The 18954-nt window shown below is 67.5% G+C and carries 16 protein-coding genes; 8 read left to right on the top strand and 8 right to left on the bottom strand.

Annotated elements, in window-relative coordinates; all coding sequences use genetic code 11:
* Positions 1-40 precede the first annotated feature (40 nt).
* Positions 41-253, bottom strand: coding sequence for a helix-turn-helix transcriptional regulator (locus F7O44_RS25265; RefSeq protein WP_222851684.1), 213 nt, complete (start codon positions 251-253; stop codon positions 41-43).
* 65 nt (positions 254-318) lie between these two features.
* Here F7O44_RS25265 and F7O44_RS25260 point away from each other — a divergent pair, with 65 nt between their 5' ends.
* Positions 319-759 carry a hypothetical protein gene (locus F7O44_RS25260; RefSeq protein ID WP_162453085.1) on the top strand — a complete coding sequence of 147 codons (441 nt, stop codon included), beginning with the start codon at positions 319-321 and terminating at the stop codon, positions 757-759.
* 31 nt (positions 760-790) lie between these two features.
* Here the strand turns inward: F7O44_RS25260 and F7O44_RS25255 are convergent, their stop codons facing one another.
* Positions 791-1222: a PPOX class F420-dependent oxidoreductase gene (locus F7O44_RS25255; protein WP_162453084.1), complete on the bottom strand. Its 432-nt coding sequence runs from the start codon at positions 1220-1222 to the stop codon at positions 791-793.
* Between the two features lie 12 nt (positions 1223-1234).
* Entirely contained in the window at positions 1235-1888 is a 654-nt protein-coding gene (locus F7O44_RS25250; RefSeq protein ID WP_174255988.1) for a TetR family transcriptional regulator C-terminal domain-containing protein, read from the bottom strand.
* A 96-nt stretch (positions 1889-1984) separates the two neighbouring features.
* Here F7O44_RS25250 and F7O44_RS25245 point away from each other — a divergent pair, with 96 nt between their 5' ends.
* Positions 1985-2929, top strand: coding sequence for a beta-ketoacyl-ACP synthase 3 (locus tag F7O44_RS25245; protein WP_162453083.1), 945 nt, complete (start codon positions 1985-1987; stop codon positions 2927-2929).
* Between the two features lie 54 nt (positions 2930-2983).
* Positions 2984-3409 (top strand): DUF6578 domain-containing protein, encoded by a 426-nt coding sequence (locus F7O44_RS25240; RefSeq protein ID WP_162453082.1) that lies wholly within the window; start codon positions 2984-2986, stop codon positions 3407-3409.
* Between the two features lie 16 nt (positions 3410-3425).
* On the opposite strand, the gene F7O44_RS25235 is transcribed toward F7O44_RS25240, so the two are convergent.
* Positions 3426-3782 (bottom strand): DUF1330 domain-containing protein, encoded by a 357-nt coding sequence (locus F7O44_RS25235; RefSeq protein ID WP_162453081.1) that lies wholly within the window; start codon positions 3780-3782, stop codon positions 3426-3428.
* 117 nt (positions 3783-3899) lie between these two features.
* Here F7O44_RS25235 and F7O44_RS25230 point away from each other — a divergent pair, with 117 nt between their 5' ends.
* Entirely contained in the window at positions 3900-4736 is an 837-nt protein-coding gene (locus F7O44_RS25230) for a helix-turn-helix domain-containing protein (RefSeq protein WP_162453080.1), read from the top strand.
* Here the strand turns inward: F7O44_RS25230 and F7O44_RS25225 are convergent.
* Genes F7O44_RS25225 through F7O44_RS25215 form a run of 3 tightly spaced genes read right to left on the bottom strand, consistent with a single transcriptional unit; the run spans position 4682 to position 7835 of the window.
* Complete coding sequence (locus F7O44_RS25225; protein ID WP_162453079.1) at positions 4682-5149, bottom strand: nucleotide exchange factor GrpE; 468 nt, start codon at positions 5147-5149, stop codon at positions 4682-4684. The two genes, F7O44_RS25230 and F7O44_RS25225, sit on opposite strands and share 55 nt — an antisense overlap.
* Positions 5137-6291: a tetratricopeptide repeat protein gene (locus tag F7O44_RS25220; RefSeq protein ID WP_162453078.1), complete on the bottom strand. Its 1155-nt coding sequence runs from the start codon at positions 6289-6291 to the stop codon at positions 5137-5139. The genes F7O44_RS25225 and F7O44_RS25220 overlap by 13 nt, the downstream gene beginning before the upstream one ends.
* Entirely contained in the window at positions 6291-7835 is a 1545-nt protein-coding gene (locus F7O44_RS25215; RefSeq protein ID WP_162453077.1) for an Hsp70 family protein, read from the bottom strand. The genes F7O44_RS25220 and F7O44_RS25215 overlap by 1 nt, the downstream gene beginning before the upstream one ends.
* A gap of 153 nt (positions 7836-7988) precedes the next feature.
* Here F7O44_RS25215 and F7O44_RS25210 point away from each other — a divergent pair, with 153 nt between their 5' ends.
* The 4 genes from F7O44_RS25210 (at position 7989) to F7O44_RS25195 (ending at position 15801) form a co-directional block, all read left to right on the top strand.
* Complete coding sequence (locus F7O44_RS25210; protein WP_162453076.1) at positions 7989-9359, top strand: trypsin-like peptidase domain-containing protein; 1371 nt, start codon at positions 7989-7991, stop codon at positions 9357-9359.
* 51 nt (positions 9360-9410) lie between these two features.
* The gene (locus F7O44_RS25205) at positions 9411-10301 is read left to right on the top strand and encodes a DUF1028 domain-containing protein (protein ID WP_162453075.1); all 891 of its coding nucleotides are present in this window, start codon (positions 9411-9413) and stop codon (positions 10299-10301) included.
* 127 nt (positions 10302-10428) lie between these two features.
* Positions 10429-13842 carry a TM0106 family RecB-like putative nuclease gene (locus tag F7O44_RS25200; RefSeq protein ID WP_162453074.1) on the top strand — a complete coding sequence of 1138 codons (3414 nt, stop codon included), beginning with the start codon at positions 10429-10431 and terminating at the stop codon, positions 13840-13842.
* A gap of 198 nt (positions 13843-14040) precedes the next feature.
* Complete coding sequence (locus tag F7O44_RS25195; RefSeq protein ID WP_162453073.1) at positions 14041-15801, top strand: HNH endonuclease signature motif containing protein; 1761 nt, start codon at positions 14041-14043, stop codon at positions 15799-15801.
* A gap of 23 nt (positions 15802-15824) precedes the next feature.
* Here the strand turns inward: F7O44_RS25195 and F7O44_RS25190 are convergent, their stop codons facing one another.
* Complete coding sequence (locus F7O44_RS25190; RefSeq protein ID WP_162453072.1) at positions 15825-18950, bottom strand: BTAD domain-containing putative transcriptional regulator; 3126 nt, start codon at positions 18948-18950, stop codon at positions 15825-15827.
* Positions 18951-18954 lie beyond the last annotated feature (4 nt).

Here is an 18954-nt window from a genome sequence, read left to right as displayed (position 1 = left end):
CGCGTGCTCGCCGAGTCATCGACTAACCGAGGGCCAATCCTCAGAGCTGACTGCGCCAGCCCTTGCCCGGCCTGCTGGCTTCCCATGCGTCGATCTCGCGCACCCGCCAGAGCGGAGAACGGCCGACGTGCCTGGCCGGCTGCGGCATTTTCTCCCGGCTCACCCAGGCGCTGATGGTGCTCGGAGCAACGTCGAGGTACCGAGCGAGCTCAGCCCGGTCCATGTACTCCTCGCCGTCGATCACGATAGGCACAGGACGAGCATGGCAGGCAGCGTCGAAGTTGCCTGGTGGGATGAGGCAGCGTAACGTTGCCTGGCATGGTAAAGCCTCCCGCCCGCACGGCAAACCCCTTCCCTGACCACGCTCACGAGCCCCCGGCCGTCATCCCGGAGGGGTGGACCGCGACGGTCCGGCCCAACGCGGGCGACATCATCATTCGCGACGTGCGCGGACAGCAGGTGACCCACGCCGGCATGAATAATGACGAGGACGCGCGCGAAGCCCTGGCACGGATCGGCGCGCGACCGATTGGCCCCTGGCAGCAAGCAAGCGACGGCACCGTCGTCCGTGTGCAACCGCTGTGGCAGCCCGTCTTCGTCGACGCTGTCGGCGTCGCGGCGAATCCGCTCAGCGGCGGCGTTTCGGTGCTGCTCGGCTCGGAGGTCGCCGAGCTCGACACCGAGATGGCGCGTGACCTGGCGGACGCGCTCAACGAAGAAGCCGATACCGCCGACGACGACTCCGCCCGGCGGGCATAACGCGCTCCTGGTCGCAGCGTCCGGTGCGCCGTCAGCGAATCTTCTCGCCGTAGACGTGCTCGACCGTCATCGCCATCAGCACCCGCCGGTCGGACACCATGACCTCCCGGTACTCGTCCCAATCCGGGTGCTCGCCGGCCGCACGGCGGTAGTAGTCCACCAGCGCCTCCACCTCGGGGCCATGCGGATCGGTGCCCGGACCGGTCAAAGAGACTGTGCCCTCGGCGGTGGCCCATTCCCACCCGTCGGGGCTGGTGACCTCTAGTGCGGCTCGCGGGTCCCGGCGCAGATTCGCCGTCTTGGCCCGCCCTTCGGTGATAGAGACGTAGATGACGTCGGCCTCTTGGTCGTAATAGGGCGTGACCGGAGACAGTTGCGGACGGCCGTCGGCCTTGATCGTCGCGAGGACACCGAGCCGGCTCTGCGCGAGTAGGGCGCGCGGATTGAAAGGCGTGTCAGTCATGTCGTGGCCAACTCATGCCCGGATGCCCGGTATTCCTGGCGGCAGACCGGAGTACTCGCTCAGCAGCCGCCCGCAGAGGAGCCGGGCGATCGCGTCGCGGGCGCGCTCCGGCGCCCTCCGGTCGTTGTTCAGCTGCAAGGCGTGATTGAGCGCGAGGACAATGCCCACCAATTCGAACACCACTTGTTCGGAATCCGTATCCGCAGGCAGGTCCCCATCCGTCACAGCCTGTCGAACGTGGCGGCGCAGATGCTCCTGCCATCGGGCATGGATCCCGGCGACGGCGTCACGCACCGGCCCCGGACGGTCGTCGAACTCCGCCGCCGCCGCTGTGAAAAGGCAGCCGCCAGGGAACACGCCACGTTCCAGAAATGACACCCACGCGTCGCACAGTGCGACCAAACGCGACATTCCCGCGGGCGTTCCCCCAGCCCGCGCGACCACCTCTCGCGCGAACACGGCAGAAGCGGCGTCCAGCACGGCGAGCTGCAGGCTTTCCTTCGAGCCGAAATGCCCCAACAGTCCCGACTTGCTCATGCCCAGGTCGGCGGCGAGCCGGCCGATGGTCAGCCCATCAAGTCCCTCGATCGACGCCTTCTCCATCGCCCGATCGAGAATCACCGCCCGGGTCTGCCGGGCATCGGCTACCGACCTGCGTGGGCTCACATCGCCACTATAGCCGGTTCGAGGCCGCTTAACGTCCGATCGGTCGGACGCTAAGATTGCCTGCACCACAGTGCGACCACGGACAAGGAGGGCCCCGTGCCCCACTCTCACATCGTCGCCCTCGGCCATTACCAGCCTGAACACGTCCTCACCAATGCCGACCTCGCCGCCATGGTCGACACCAGTGATGAGTGGATCCGCCGTCGCACCGGCATCGCCACCAGGCATATCGCCAAAGACGAGACGGCGGCCGACCTGGCGACGGCCGCAGCCCGGGCAGCTGTGGCCACCGCCGGCCTGCAGCCCGAAGACATCGGTCTGGTCACCGTGGCGACCTGTACGGCGATGCAGCGCTGCCCGAACACCGCCGCCCAGGTCGCCGGCCGGCTGGGCATCCCGGATGCCGCCGCGTTCGAGATCAACAACGGTTGCGCGGGCTTCTCGGCAGCCCTCGCCACGGCTGATCACGCCATCCGGGCCGCCGCCGCCCAGCACGCGCTCGTCATCGGCGCCGAGAAGATGAGCGACGTCACCGACTGGACAGACCGCTCCACCTGCATCCTCCTCGGCGACGGCGCAGGCGCGGCGGTTCTGTCAGCCACCTCAGACGCCAGCCGGCACATCGGTCCGGTCGTCTGGGGCACCGACCCCAGCCGCGGGCACACCGTCCGCATCGAGGGCGGGTGGAAGCCACAGTTCCGCCAGGACGGCCAGTCGGTCTTCAGGTGGGCCACCACCGAGGTCGCTCCGCTGGCTCGCGCCGCCTGCGAGCGCGCCGGCATCACCCCTGACCAGCTCGGCGCCATCGTCACCCATCAGGCCAACCTCCGGATCATCGACGCGCTCGTCCGTCAGTTGGATGCGGAGAATGCGGTCATCGCCCGCGACGTCATCGACTCCGGCAACACATCGGCGGCCTCCATTCCGCTCGCGCTGGCCAAGCTGGTCGAGCGCGGCGAGATCACCAGTGGAACACCCACGCTGCTGTTCGGCTTCGGTGGTGGTCTCTCCTGGGCCGGCCAGGTAGTCACCAGCCCCTGACCTGCACGGCAAAACCTGGTGAACTCGCCCGACGACGGCTGGCAAACTAGCCGGATGCGGATCAGGGTGTGGGTGGACTCGTGGCAGATGCAGTGCTGCGGCGACCCGATCCGCAGCGGCGACACCGTGGCGTGGACACTCGAGGCCGAGCCCGACATCGGCTGGTTGACCAGCGTCGCAGGTGAAAAACTCGCGAACTCGATCGATTACCACGAAGAGCACCATGGCGGTCTACCGGACGACGCCCCCATCACCCGCGGCGACGTTACCGGGATCTTCCACGTCCGCTGCGCGTACACCGAACAGCCCGATGGCACCGGGACGATGCTCGTGCCCGTGCCGGGTTCAGCCGAGGTGACTGAGGTCCGCTATGCCGACGGATGGGCGGACGGCGCTGGCGATCGCGAGTTCATGGGCTATGTCGTCGACTTGGAGGTCGATGAGCGTCCGCCGCACACCCTCCGAGACCCTCAATACTGACGGCAGCACCCTTGGTTCAGCCGAGGACGTCGGTGGCAACGTGATCCGCGTCAACACCGTCGATGATCACCGCCGTACCCGTGGAGTTCGCGAGGCGTAGCGGCAGGATCTTCTGATACGCCTCGGACCGGTACCAGGCCAGCGCATTCTCCCGATCCGGGAACTCGATGACGATGAGGTCGCCGGTCCAGTCTCCTTCCAGCACGGTCGGGACGCCGCCGTGAATCACGAAACGTCCGCCGAACGGCTGCAGCGTGGCGTCTATCCCGCGCAAGTACTCGACAATGCCGTCGCCGAGTTGTACGTCGTGCAGATGCGCTATCCCGTAGGCAGGCGTCTTCTTCTCGCTGCCCGGGTTCACGTACTCAGTCATGTCTGGTCCCTCTCATCAGCTCCGGTGTGGATGAGATCAATCATTCGGCCGGGAAGCACGCTGGTCGATTACGTCAGAGGTAATGGGACAGCGCCGGAGACCGCCTACATTGAAGCCATGACCCTGACCGAGACCGTGTCTTCCGTCGGTGAGTCGCTGCGCTGGTGGCGCGAGCGACGACGCCTCACTCAGCTGGAGTTGTCGCTGCAGGCCGAGGTCTCCTCCCGGCACATCAGCTTCATCGAGAACGGCCGGTCGACCCCCACGGCGGCGATGATCCTGAGGTTGGCGGAATGCCTCGACGTGCCTCTGCGCGACCGCAACGCGATGCTGCTCAGCAGCGGCTACGCACCCGCCTATTCGCAACGCCGGCTCAGTGACCCACCGCTGTCGATGGTCAACGACGCCATCAACCGTGTTCTCGATGCTCACACGCCGTTCCCCGCCCTGGTGGTGGACCGCGGCTGGAACCTCGTCGCTGCCAACGATGCCATCGACATACTGATCGCCGGTGCCGCGCCTTTCCTCCTCGAGCCACCGGTCAACGTGATGCACCTGACCTTCCACCCGGACGGGCTGGCACCGCGAATCGTGAACCTGCCGGAATGGCGGAACCACATCTTCGCCCGGCTCGAACTCGATCACGAGAAGACGGCTGATCCTCAGCTGGGCGAGCTCCTCCGGGTGCTTCGCGCCTACCCGGCGCCACGGCCAAGCGGGGGTGCCGCGACGCCCTCCCTGGTGGTTCCCTGCCGGCTGCGCACCGACGACGGCGTCATCTCCATGTTCAGCATGACAACGGTGTTCGGGACCCCCGCCGACATCACCGTCGCCGAGCTGGCGATCGAGACGTTCTACCCCGACGACGAATTCTCCGCCGACTACTTCCGGCGCCAGGTTCAGGCCGAGACGACCACGCGGGCCGGCCGAAGGAGGGTGTCACCCAGCAGATAGCCGGGCCGCTGCACGGCCACCACCACACCCGGAAGCTGGCCATCACCGGTCGGCTCGGTGCCGGTGGCCTCATGGTGCGCTGGGTCGAACGGCTTGCCATGCGGGAGGATGGCTGTCACGCCGCGACGTTCCAGGACCTCCACCAGTTCGGCCCGGATCGAATCCGTGAACTCATCTTCCGGGGCTGAATCGAGCCGGTCCACGATCAGGCACAACTCCTGCAGCAACGGCGCCAGTACCTGGCGGGACAATCCGTCGCGGGCCCACTGCAACTGTTCATGCAACTCGTCGTACAGGCGTCGGCGCTCCCGGTCTTCCAGCAAGCGGCGCTGGAACAAATCCCGCAGCGCCGCGACTTCACGCGTCAGCTCAGCGAGTGGATCCTCGTCCGGCTCCGGGCTCAGATCCCCCACCGTAGCCCGCCCTCTCTCTGCAAGATGTCGCGATTCACCCGCCATCGGGGTTTCCACCGCCCGTTCAGCCATACACCCAGCATGGCCACGAGGAAGACCAGCGCGATCCAGAAGTGAAGTACAACCCCGAAAAACACGGCGGTGGAGACCACGGCGATGACGACCACGGCTGAGCTGAGGCGGTCCTCGTCGTCCGACCCCGAACCGCGGACCCATACCCTTCGATCCGCCTCGTCGGCTATCTTCAGCCACCTGGCAATGTCACGACGAAGTTCGTCGTCGTCGAACGTCATGGCGGCCGCCCGCTGCAGATGTTCGCGGGCAAATGCGATCTGAGCCGAGCTGGTGAACACGAAACGGTCCGCACGCGGCATGGACATCCGGGCGAGCGTCATATCGCGCAGAGCTTCAGCAGCCAGCGCATTGGCGTCGCGATCACCAGGGTAAGCGGCCCACAGGACATTCACGGTTCTGAGCGCATCGTCCGGCCGTTCGAGGGCCAGGTAGTACTGAGCGCGGGCGTATTTTGTGTCCCGGTCGCTCGGATCGATCCGCTCGGCTTGTATGAGCGTGGCGTTGGCTTGCGGATAGAAGCCGAGATTGAGCTGACAATAGGCCAGCGCGACCGCATAGTCGTTGGCTTCGGGATCCAACCGCAGCGCTTCACGCAATTCCGACTCGGCTTGCGCATAGTCGTTGAGGTCCATAGCGGCAGAGCCGCGTAATGCCCAGGCCCGTGCGTTGTGGGGTGCTGCCCGGGTCGCGTCGCTGGCGGCTTCGTGGGCCAGCCGAGGATTACCGGACCTGAGGTATTCAGCGGCTCGCGCGATGAGTTCATCGACCTCATCGACAGCCTGCCGGCGCTGATCGCGACGGCCTTTGGCGCCGTCGGATTTCTGCGCCTCGCGCTCCCGCCTGGCCCGTTGGGTGTCGTAGGTACGGCGCTTGGCCGGATCGAGCAAAACCTGCTCCGCCTGGTCCAGCTGGGTGACCCGCAGTTCGGCCTCGGCTCGCCGCTGAGGATCAGGCGCGTTCTGCCGCTTGATCCACACTCTTCTTTCCCGCCGGATCGCGTCACGGATCGCGGTCGGCGCAGCCGTCGGCTCGACTTCGAGCATCGCGTAGAAGTCGACATCGGTCATCAGGCGACCTCGATCCCGCTCATACGGGCGGCAGCGACACCGACCGCCCCGCGACCGAGATTGGCGCTGTTATCCACTTCGAAATCGGCGACGGTCTCCTTCGTCGTCTCGTCGATGACCTGTACGTGGATGATCTGGTCGATGTCGTACGAGTAGACAATGGTGAACGGTGCGCCCCGCGGGTAACTGGGTATCGGTACCGACTGCTCACCTATCTTCGTCACGTACTCCGGATCCGCGTCTTCACCCTCGGTGATTTCTATGAGCAAGGCACGCTGATCCTCGTAGACGGTGCCGACCTGGCGTTTCTCCTGGGCCGGGACTCTCGTGTTCCGTTCGATGATCGGGAAGTTGCGAAGGTCGTCGCGCTGCGGGTCGTCGCCATCCAGCAAGATCAGACCCAGAGTCTGGGACGTAACGTCTCTGATGACGACCGGATCGCCGGTGGCCAAGGCGGGGAGGTTGGTGTCACCACTACCAGCGTCGACGACACTCAGACGCGCCTGGACGGCCGCTCCCAGCGCCACGACCTCGTCCGGATTGATCGAGCGCTCAGCCGGTTTCCCCGCGAGCTCCTCCACCATCGAGCGGACCATCGGCATCCTGGTGGAGCCGCCGACCAGCAAGATCCGGTCGATGTCCGGCCAGGACAAGCGCGCGTCGTGCAACACATTCTCGAGGATGTGCCTGGTCCGACTCAGTAGACCCGCCGTCAGCTCCTCGAATCCTTCTCGAGTGACGGGCACTGCCTGGCTGACTCCACCGTGGGTGACCGCGATCTGTGTCTTCGGAACGCTCGTAAGACTCCGTTTCGCCAGCTCGGCCTTGTCCCGCAGGTCGGCAAGCGCGGTGTCGTCGTCGACCAGACTCGTCCGGCCGACCGCCTGGAAGCGCTGATTCACGTGCTCGATGAGCTTGTTGTCCCAGTCGAAGCCGCCCAGGTTGCGGTCGCCTTCGGTACCGAGAATGTCGAACTCACCGCCCGAGACCCGGAGCACTGTGACATCGAACGTGCCGCCGCCGAGATCGAAGACGAGGATGGTTCCGTCCTCATCGTTCTCGATGCCGTATGCGAGCGCCGCCGCCGTGGGCTCGTTGATTACCCGGAGCACATTCACGCCGGCGATCCGGCCCGCGTCCATCGTGGCGCGACGCCGGGCGTCGTCGAAGTACGCGGGAACCGTGATGACGGCATCGCTCACTGTCCCCTCGCCGAGAATGAGCTCGGCGTCCTCCTTGAGCCGCTTGATGATCAGCGCCGAGACCTCCTCCGGGGAATACGCCGAGCCGTCACTAGCCTCGAAACTCCAGCTTCGGTTGCCCATCTGACGTTTGACGAACTGGACGACGTCGTCCGGCGCGACGGCCGCGGACCGCTTGGCCATGGAACCCACCAGAGGCATACCACCCTGAAAGAGCACCACGGACGGCGTGATCGCCTCCCCCTCGCGGTTCGGAAGGATCTCAGGTTTGCCCAGGTCATTGATATAGGCAATGGCCGAGTACGTGGTTCCTAGATCGATACCGACAGGATGTACAGCCATAGGCTCACCCGCATTCGACGTGACCCTCAGTGCTGGTGATCTTAACCACAGATCATTTCCACCGGTAGACCTCGCTGTTGGGTGGTAGCGCCGCGAGTTCGCGCGGGGCAACTCTGGCGCCAGGGTCGGCTCCTTGTGCCACCATGAGGAAAGGTGGAAGCGGGGTCCGCGATGTTCTGCACGCGGTGTGGCGCGAAGTTCTCCAGCGCCGAGAAAAATTGCCCCGGATGCGGGGCGGCGACGCCGCGCGCCGGTGCGCGGATTCCGCGGCCCAAGTGGCGTTCCCGGGCGTCCGTCGTCGCTGTGTCCGTGGTGCTGGCGGCCGTCCTCGGTGGCGGCGCGCTGGGTACGTACCTCATCAACCACGACGGCGACCCGCACGAGGCCACCGCTCCCGCGCAGACCACCCCAGCCCCTTCGCCGCCGGGGACGCCGGAGGAACCGACGTCCCCGAGCGGACAACATGCCAGCCCGGATCCCGGTTCGCCCGCGACCGAACCCACCGGTCCGGACGCCGACTTCACCGCTCTCTACGACGACGTGCACTCCGGAGTTGTCATGGTGCACGCAACCACGTGTGACGGCACCGGGCTCGGGTCGGCGTTCCTCGTCTCCGGGAACCGGATCGTCACCGCCGCGCACGTCGTCGATGGGGCGGCCTCCGTGGCCGTCTTGAACGACGGCCAGGCCCACCAGGCGAGCTTGGTCGGGATGGACGAGGAGATGGACATCGCCGTCATCGACACTCACGCGGAAATCGGCGGCCACCACTTCGACCTCGCTGAACGCGACGTCGAAGCCGGCGAGTCACTCGCCGTGCTCGGCCATCCCCGGGGCGGCCCCCTGACCATGACGACCGGCACCGCGGCGCGCGCCGGCGAGGCACGCTGGCCACACATCCAGCTGAACATGGATGTGAGCCCCGGCAGTTCGGGCGCCCCCGTCCTGCGCGCGGACGGGAACGTCGTCGGCATGCTGCTCGCGCTAGACCTCGAAACCGAAGGCCTCAGCTACGCGCTGCGAGCCGAACTCATCGCCGAGCGGCTGACCGAACCCGACAGGCTCGAGATCCCGGAACCGGCCGAATGTGAACTGCCGCTCGGTCCGGACCACACCGAGTTACCGGACGTCGAGTTGCCCGGCGTCGAGGAGTCCGCCGACCTGCACATGACGGTCGTCACCACCCTGGCGGCCTACTTCTCGGGCATTAACACCGGCGACTACGAGCTCGCGTTCGACCAGCTCTCGCCCAGGCTGCAGGACTCGATGACCATGGACGAGTTCGCGGCGGCACTCGAGACGAGCTACGACTTCGGCTTCGAGATCCACACGATCGAGGAGACGACCGACGGCGCCGAGGTCTGGCTCGAATTCGTCAGCATCCAGGCGCCGGAGCACGGCCCGGAAGGTGAGTCCTGCACCAACTGGTCCCTCATCTACGAGCTCGTCTGGGATGACGGCTGGCTGCTGATCGACCGGGTGACCGGGCACGACGGCACGTCCGGCCACACCCCTTGTCGCTGAGCATCGCGCCGGTGCTGCCGTCGCGTGAGCTGAACCTCTAGGGTCGAGTGAATGACGTACTCCATCATCGCCCGCGACCCCGAGACCGGCTTCATGGGTGTGGCCACCCAGTCACAGGCTTTCGCGGTGGGGTCCAGTGTCCCGTGGGCCACCCCCGGCTACGGCCTCGTCGCCACTCAGTCGATGGGTGAGCCGATGTACGGCGAACTGGGCCTCGACGGTCTGCGGGCCGGACTCACGGCAGCTGAGGCGTTGACAGCGCTGCGCAGCGTCGACCCCCATCCGGAGCGGCGCCAGGTCGGCATGGTCGACACCTACGGCACCATCGAGGTGTACACGGGTGAGGCATGCGTAGGTTCGGCCGGGCACCTCAAGGGAGACACCTGCGCGTCGCTCGCCAACATCGTGCGCGGTCCGCGGGTATGGGAAAGCATGGTCGAGGCGTACGAGGACTCCTCGGGCTGGCTCCCGCGCCGGTTGATGAACGCGCTCAAGGCGGCACAGGCCGCGGGCGGTGACGAGCGTGGCCAGCGCTCGGCGGCGATACTCGTCGTCCGCGCGGAACGAAGCGGGCGGCCGTGGCGGGACACCATCACCGATCTTCGGATCGACGACCATCCCGACCCACTGGGCGAGCTCAGCCGGATGGTGGAGCACAACTGGCGTTATCACCGCACGGTGATGGCCTTCGAGCTGGCCCTCGACGGCCAACCGGACGCGGCGGTCGACCAGCTGCCGGAGTACTCCGAAGTCGCCGAACTCGATTCCGATCTGCTCCTCTGGCGGGCCATTGTGCTCGCCTCCGCCGGTCAGACAGAAGAAGCGCGCAGGCTCGGTGACGAACTGTCCCAGCGGGCCCCCGACTTCGCCGCGGTGGCGCGGCGCTTCAGCGACGTCGATCTCGTCGGCCCCGAGTTGCTCGGCCACATTTTCGGCGACTGAACATTCGGTGATCGAGAACAGTGGGGGCGGGTGCCGCTGAGGTGACCGGTTGTGTCGGTGGCATGGTGCAGGCTTGACCTAGCAAGCAGGCGCTTGACCCGGCAAGGCAGGCCGAAGGGGGCCGCGGATGTATCTCAACGGATCCGGTGGCCTTGTGGTGAGCCCCACCGACCTCGTCGCCCACCTGGCCTGCCCGCACCTCACCACGCTGAATCGCGAGGTTGCCGAGGGCCGTCGTCCCAAGCCCATGGATGACGACGCCAGCGCCGACCTCATCCGCGCCCGAGGTGATGCCCACGAGGTCGCCGTGCTCGCCGACATGTCGCGTGAACACCACGTCGCGGAGATCCCTCCCACGTCCGACCCTGTAGAGGCCGAGCAACTCACGCTGCACGCGATGAAAGCCGGCGCGGCGCGAATCTTTCAAGCCACGTTCTACGACGGACGCTGGCGCGGGCACGCCGACTTCCTGATCCGCAATGACCACCGAGCCAGTGCTTTGGGGAGCTGGTCGTACAACATCGCCGACACCAAACTCGCCCGGCAGGTCAAGGCCTCGGCCCTGCTGCAGATGGCTGTCTACGCCCAGCGTCTTGAACAGCTACAAGGCACACCCCCCGAGACACTCACCGTCATTCTCGGCAATCGCGAGAGCGTGAGTGTCCCGTACGTCGACGTCGCCGCGTACACCCGCCGGGCCATGCACCAGTACCAGTCCTGGCTGGCCGATCCACCCACCACGAGCCCGGTCCGGGTCGGGCATTGTGCGGTGTGCCGGTGGGCTCAGAGCTGCGCGGGCCAATGGCACGCCGAGGACGACCTCGTCCTCGTTCCGTCCCTGCGCCGCGACCAGCGCGAGGCCTTCCACGATGCCGGAATCACGACGGTCGAGGCGCTCGCCGCCGCGCCCGAGCAGACACTGGCCACGGTCCGCTCCGTCGCCCCGTCCACCCGGACCAAACTGGCGCAGCAGGCCCGCCTGCAGGTGGCGGCCCGTTCCCAAGATCTGCCGCCGTACCAGCTGATCACCCCGGTCCAGGCGAACCATGGCTTGGCGCTGCTCCCCGAACCGGATCCGGGTGATCTGTTTCTCGACCTCGAAGGCGACCCGTTCTGGGGAGATCACGGTCTCGAGTACCTGTGGGGCATTTCTGACGCTCGCGACCACTTCACCGCCTGGTGGGCGCACGACGCCGAGGCAGAACGACGCGCGTTCGAGGACGTCGTCGACCACATCCTGCGGACCTGGCACGCCCATCCGGGCATGCACGTGTATCACTACGCTCCTTACGAGCCCAGCCGGCTCAAGTCACTGTCGCAGCGCTACGCCACCAGGGTCGACGACGTTGACGCCCTGTTGCGTGGTGGCCGGCTGGTTGATCTCTACGCGGTGGTCCGGCAGGGCCTGCGCATCGGCACCGAGTCCTACTCGATCAAGGCGCTCGAGCAGTTCTACGACGCCGAAGCCCGCAGCGGCGCGTCCGTCAAAGACGCCGGCACCAGCATCGTCGAATACGAGCGTTGGCTGGAGCAGCCCGACCAATCGATCCTGGACGACATCGAGGCGTACAACCGGGATGACTGCATCAGCACCCGCCGCCTGCGCGACTGGCTCGAAGAGCGCCGGGCCGAGCTCACCATCACCACTGGCCCGCTCCCGCGGCCCGATGCGTCTCTCGAAGGGCCGCTCGCACACCATGCCGAACGCGACCCCGAACTCGAGGCCATCGAGGCGGCTCTGCTCGCGGACGTGCCGGAGGATCGTGACGAGCGCACCCCCGCGCAGCAGGCCCACGCTCTCCTCAACGGCCTACTCGAATGGCACCGGCGTGAAGCCCGGGCCGACTGGTGGGAGTTCTTCCGCGCCCAGGCGCTCGGCCTCGACGAACTCGTCGACGATCCCGCGGCGCTCGGCGAGCTGCACAGCCCTGTCCTGGTCCGCACCGAGAAACGCTCCGGCGTCTGGCGCTACACCACCCCGCCGCAAGAGTGCCGGCTCCGCGTCGGCGAGCAGGCCCAGCACGCCGGGTCCGAGGCGGAGACCAGCATCGTCGTCGCACTGGATCTCGACTTGGGCCAGGTCGAACTCAAACGCTCACTCCAGCGTGGCGATCTCCACCCGGCGGGTTTGCTGCCCGGTGGACCCATCCGTTCCGGTCCCCTCGAAACCGCCCTGCGGCGGGTCGGATCCTGGGTCGCCCAGCACGGCGTTGAGGCCGACGGCCCGTACCGCGGGGTGCGCGACCTCCTGCTCGGTCACCCGCCGCGGTTTGCCGCCGACGTCCCGCTGCGCCTCAGCACCGAGACGGGTGCTCAGGCGTTGTGCCGGGTGGCACCGTCGCTCACCGGTGTCCTGCCTGTGCAAGGACCTCCGGGGGCGGGCAAGACGTACTCGGGCTCGCGGGCCGTCATCGAACTACTGCGCGCCGGTAAGACGGTCGGTATCACCGCGTTGAGCCACCGCGCCATCACCAACCTGCTCGACGCCGTGATGGAGGCCGACGACGATTTGGAACCCGTCGTGCGTGCCGTCCAGAAGGCCGGGGAGAGCAGCGGCAGCACCCATCCCCGCGTCACGGTCGTCGGCACCAACAGCAACGCGGAGACCGCGCTGCGCGACGGCCAGGCGAACCTCGTAGCCGGTACGGCGTGGCTCTTCGCCCGCGAGGAGATCCACGTCGACGTGCTGGTGGTCGACGAGGCCGGACAGCTGTCGCTGGCCAACACCGTGGCCGCCGGTGCGGGGGCAGGCGCCCTCATTCTGCTCGGCGATCCCCAGCAGCTCCCTCAGCCCGGCCAGGGGATGCATCCGGAAGGCGCGGGTGTGTCCGCTCTCGAGCACGTCCTCGGTGATCACGACACCGTGCCACCCGAGCACGGGCTGTTCCTCGACGTCACGTGGCGAATGCACCCGGCCGTGTGCGCACCGGTGTCCGAACTCTCCTACGACGGCCTGCTCCTGCCACGCGAAGGCCTTGAACAGCAGATCGTCGCCGGCGACGACGTCCTGAGCGGCGCGGGCATCAGGTGGGTCCCGGTGCCACACGTCAGCTGTGCCGTCCGCAGTGACGCCGAAGCCGACGTCGTCGCCTCGCTCATCGACCAGCTGACGGGGCGGCTGTGGACCGATGCCGACGGCACCCGGACGCCGCTGGGGCCGGACCATCTGCTGGTCGTCGCCCCGTACAACGCCCAGGTCAACCTGTTGCACAGCAGGCTGAACGGGCGAGCACGAGTCGGCACGGTGGACAGGTTCCAGGGACAGGAAGCACCCGTCGTCATCGTGTCGCTGACCACGTCATCAGCCGAGGACGCCCCCCGCGGTGTTGATTTCGTGGCCAATCGCAACCGGCTCAACGTCGCGATATCTCGCGCGCGGTCGCTCGCCGTCGTCGTCGGGAGTCCCACTCTGCTCAGTGCTCCGGCTACCAACCTCGTTCAGCTTCAAGGCATCAACGCGCTCTGCCGGCTCGTCGAGCACGCGCAGTCACAGTCCCATCCCGTGGCGGGCCATGTACTTCAGTGCGGAGATTGGCAGTGACTACGAAGAGTTCGGCAGCACGTGCGGCCGGCGGAACGACCCGGTAGCCGGCACCTGCCGATAAGACAGCGTCTGGCAACATCCGCAGCTCTCCTGCCGATGGACCGCCTACTGCCGCCCCGCTTCACCAGTTTGATTCGACTATTTTTCCTGGTTAACTGATTGAAATAAGAACTGTGTTCGATTATCGTTGTCGTTATGAGTCAACGCAGCCGTCATCAGTCGCCGGGGCATACGCCTCCCGGCGATAGAGCCATGACGGCGGATGCGAGTTGGGCTCAACTAGTGGAAGAAGACCTGGGTGGGCTCGACGCGCCGGACCACTCCCGTCCGTGGGCGGACGTGCAGGAATTGCTCACCGCCGACACAGAAGGGCTTATCGATCCGGAAGAACTGATCGACAGGGACGAGCTCAACGGGCCGTGGGGCCATGTTCCGGGCGTCGACCATTCAGGGTTCGCCGACATGCTCCCCGGCGCTGCCCTTGCGGAAGCGCTAGAAGCGTTTCCGCCGAGCCAGCTCGGTGTTCACGAACTCGCCGACGCGGTCGCCGCATGGGAGAAGATCATCGCCTGGGCTGCAGCCAAACAAGCCGAGGCTGCCGCCGAGCTGACCCGCCGCCCGGAGTTGCGCCCGGATGACGACGCGGGCCGATTCGCGTCGTTGCATCCCGTTGCGGTGACAGCAAGCGCCTTGTGTGCGGTGTGGCCGTGGACCAAACCCCAGGCGGAGAAACTCGTCGCGCAGGCGGTGAGCCTGGTCGAAGATCACCCCGCGGTACACCAGGCACTGGCCGAGGGGCGCCTGAACGCGAGACAGGCCCAGATCCTCAGCACCGCATTGGGCAAGTGCGACGCGAGCACCGCGGACCTGATCAAGAAGGCAGTACTGCCGTTCGTGCACACATGGACAGACGTGAAGTTGTCCCGGGTCGTGAACGAACTACTCCACGAACTCGACGCCGCTGGCGCCAAGCGGCGCCGGCGGGAGGCCCGGCAACGTCGAGATGTGTGGACCGAACCCGATGAGGACGGCATGGCATGGCTGGTCGCCTACCTACCGGCTGAGGAGGCCGCCGCGGTCATGACCGCTTTGAACGCCGCGGCTGATGCCGACAAAGGCGACCCATGCCGGGACTCGCGGACCTGCACGTGCCGCGACCACGACCCTGACCCTGACCCTGAGAATGCCAGCGCCGACCCGAGTCGTGAAAGCCGAGCCGGAGCAGGTTCTGGCGGTCGGTGTGGGGCTCGCACTAAAGCGCAGCGGCGTGCTGATGCTCTGGCTTCCTTCGGGTGGTCATCTCTGGCCACCGGCAGGTTGGGTGGGCAGCGCGGGTGTTCTGCCTGCGGCACGCCGGCAGGCACGAAGTTGGCTCAAGCCCATGGGAGGCCGGTCACGGTGAACGTGACGGTACCGATGTCCACTCTGTTGGGCTTGGACGAACACCCTGGTTACCTGGACGGGTACGGCCCGATCGACGCCGACGTCGCCCGTAGCCTCGCCGCGGCAGGAGTCTGGAGATGGGTCGGCACCGCGCCCGCCGGTGGGCAGGCGATCGACTACGGCACTACGCGCTACGTTCCGCCGCAGGACCTGGTGGACTTCGTGCTCCTTCGAGACCGCGAATGCGTCATGCCCGGTTGCCATCGTCCGGCGTACCGGTGCGAGATCGACCACCGCGCCCCGTGGCCGTACGGTCCTACCTCGGCATGTAACTGCTCGGCACTCTGCAAAGCCTGCCATGTGCACAAGCACCGCGCTGGTTGGAAGGTCGAGCATCTCGGCGGCGGCCGGCAGCGTTGGACCAGCCCTACTGGCCACTCCAGCGTTGTGGAGTTCCCGCGTATCGCGCCGGACACACCACCTGCCGGCGCCGCGGCCACCGCCCGTGGGCACAGCCCACCTGAACAATCGGGGCAGTCCGAGCCCGGCCGGGACGATCCGCCACCCTTCTGACTCGGCGCCGGAGTCTACCCCCATCAACCCGGCACCCATGGGCGAGCAACCAGCAGAGCCGGCATGGCCAGCCCATGCTGGGCGCGGATGGCCCTAGCCTCCGCCTGCTGCAGGGCCGCGTCCGCGTCGTCGTCGACCAACCCCCGCACATCACACGCGGTGGCCTGTACCCGCGGATCAGCACTGCCTTCTGCCACCGCCGCAGCTTCCTGCACGGCGGAACTCCCGGCAGAGCTCGTAGGCCCGGCCAGCAGGACGACCCTCGCCAGAGATTCGATGGCCTCGGCCGAAAGCCCCGCGTCCAGCAGCCGCCGCGCGGCCCCCAGGTGCAGCTCCACCGCGTCGTCGACCGCTCCGTCGTGTTCGGCGAGAACAGCCCGACATTGGAGCACCCTCCCGCCCACCTCGCTGAACCGCCCGATGATCCCACCACGCTCCAGCGTTTCCACCATGCCGCGCGCGGTCTCGACGTCACCTGCGAACAAAGTCGCCCGCGCCAGCGCCACTCGCGCCGGAACGGCCGCTTCCGGCAGCTCCAGCTCGTCGAGAAAGGCCAGCGCCTCTGTCAGCAGCTGCGCCGCACCCGCGTGATCACCCTGGGCACCTCCGACGATCGCCCGGCGCAACGCCGCGCGCTGCTGCCCCCACCGGTCGGGGCACGCGCGGTAACGGTTCGCGGCCTCGATGAACTGCTCGTCGGCCTCGGCCAGCCAGCCACGTACCAGCGCCCCCAGGCCGCGGACCATGGCACAGCCCGCGCGGGTCCATTGGTCGCCGTCCACGGCCGAGACCTCCCGGGCCTCTCGCAACACCGCGTCGCCCTCGTCCCAGCGCCCCAGCCGGTGCAGTGCATGTGCCCTGGCCAGCAACGCGAAGCCGACTTCCGGCAGGGGACACTCCGGGTGGGCCGCCGCCAGCCGTGCGGCCATCTCGCCGTAGTGGACGGCTTCCTCGGCGTGCCCGAACACCGAGCCCAGGTGGGTGGCCCAGGCCAGGGCCCGCAGCCGGATCTCGACGTCGCGGGCAGGCAGGTCCAACGAGCGCACCACCATGCCCCAGTCCGGCGCCCGGCCCTCGCGCATCCAGGCGACGTAGCCGAGGGCGCCGACGAACTCCTGCGCCAGCGCGCCGAACCGCCGCTGGACCGCGTTGTTATGGGCGGCGCGGATGTTCGGGTCCTCACTCATCAAGGCCGCGACCGCGCTCGCCTGCCGCTCGGTCTTCAAGACCTGCATCTGCTTCCGTACGAGCTCGACATATACCTGCGCGTGAGCGAGGACGGCCCCCTGCTCCCGCCCTGAGGCACGCAACCGCTCGGCGGCATAGGCACGCATCGTCTCCAGCAGCCGGAACCGGGGGCCACCGTCCGGCCCGGTTTCGGCCTGCACCATCGATCGCGACACGAGCCGCTCGATACTGTCCATGACCTGCGCCTCGGTGCTACCCACCCGTACACACACCTGCCTGGCATGGCGTACGGCGAACGAGCCGCGGAACACCGACAACACCTCGAACACCCGCCGGTCGCGTTCGTCGAGCAGGTCGTAGCTCCAGTCGATGACCGCCTCGAGAGTGCGATGCCTGGCGGCAGCGGTTCGCGCACCGTGATTGAGCAGGCCGACCCGGTCGTCTAGCAGGCGGGCGACCTCGTCGATTCCGAGCGCCCGGATGCGTACCGCGGCCAGTTCCATGGCCAGGGGGAGCCGGTCCAGTTGGCGGCACATCGTGGTCACGGTCCGCATCCGGACGTCGTCGACGTGGAGATCGGGCTGGGTCGCACGCACCCGGTCCAGGAACAGCCGTACCGCGGGATCGTCGTCCAGCGGATCCACGACGTAGACACTCTCGCCCGGCACATTAAGCGCTTCCCTGCTGGTGGTCAGCACATGCGTGGCGGTGGTGCGGGCGAGCAACGCGGACGTCAAGGCCGCGATGTCGTCGATCAGGTGCTCGCAGTTGTCCAGGATCAGCAGCAGCCGCCGGTCGGCGAGGACGTCACACAACATGTCGAGCGAACGACGAGCCTGCGTACTGGTCGCCACCGATCTCGACGACGGCACCACCGGGCCGAGCGCCTCGAGCACCGCTCCAGCAAGATCATCACTACGTCGGTATTCGATCAGGTCGACGACGGTCACCCCGTGCGCCGCGACGGCTGCACACGTGTCCACCAATGCCTGCGCGGCCTCCATGGCCAGCCGGGTCTTACCCACTCCGCCGGGTCCGGTGAGGGAGACCAGCCGAGCGCCCGACACGAGTGCCGCGACCTGGTCGAGATCCTCCTGCCGGCCCACGAACGAGGTCGCCGGCCGCGCGATCCGAGCCGGTCCGAGGATGCGCAGCCCAGCGCTGCGCGGGTCCTTCTGGTGCAGGATCATCGATTCGAGCTCCCGCAGCCGCGGGCTTGGGTCGAGGCCGAACTGTTCACGCAACTGACGGCGGGCCTCGACGTAGATCTCGCTTGCCTCGGCCTGCCGCCCCTGTCCGTAAAGGCCGAGCATCCGCAGGGCCCACAACTCCTCGACACCGGGGTGCCGGCTGGTGGCGTCGACCAGCGTCGCGGCGACCTCGTCATAACGTCCACGCTCGATTTCCAGCGCCAGGCTCTCCTGCAGCACCTGAAGTCGCAGCTCAGCGAGGCGATCTGCCTCTTTCGCCAGAGCAGGCACGTACCGAAGGCCGGCGTAGGCACGCTCCCCTCGCCACTGGCCAAGCGCATCGGCATAGGCGACGCTGGAATCGTCCATCGACATCGCTGCCCGGAACTCCCTGGCGCGTCGCACAGCACGCTCGAAACGGACCGCGTCGACCGCATCTGGCGGAAGGTCCAGCACGTAGCCGGTCTCCACGGCGCGCAGCAGGTCCGGTCCCACGGCCCGGCGCAACGCGGACACCCGGGCCTGCACCGTGTTGCGTGCCGACTCGCCGGGTGATTCCGGCGCATCGGCGTCCCACACCTGACGCAGCACTTCGGCCGTACTCACCGGTTGTCCGGGCCGCGACGCCAGCAACGCAAACAGCCCACGCCCCCGGCGCCCGGTCAGCCGGACCGCATCGCCTCCGATCGACACGCTGAATTCACCGAGCACCCTGATGTCCACCGCAACACGGAGTCCCGCTGCGGCACCGGCCGGCTCCGGGTGCGACACCAGC

It is taken from the genome of Phytoactinopolyspora mesophila (genome assembly GCF_010122465.1).
GTDB lineage: Bacteria > Actinomycetota > Actinomycetes > Jiangellales > Jiangellaceae > Phytoactinopolyspora > Phytoactinopolyspora mesophila.
This window is presented reverse-complemented; position numbering and strand designations above follow the sequence as displayed.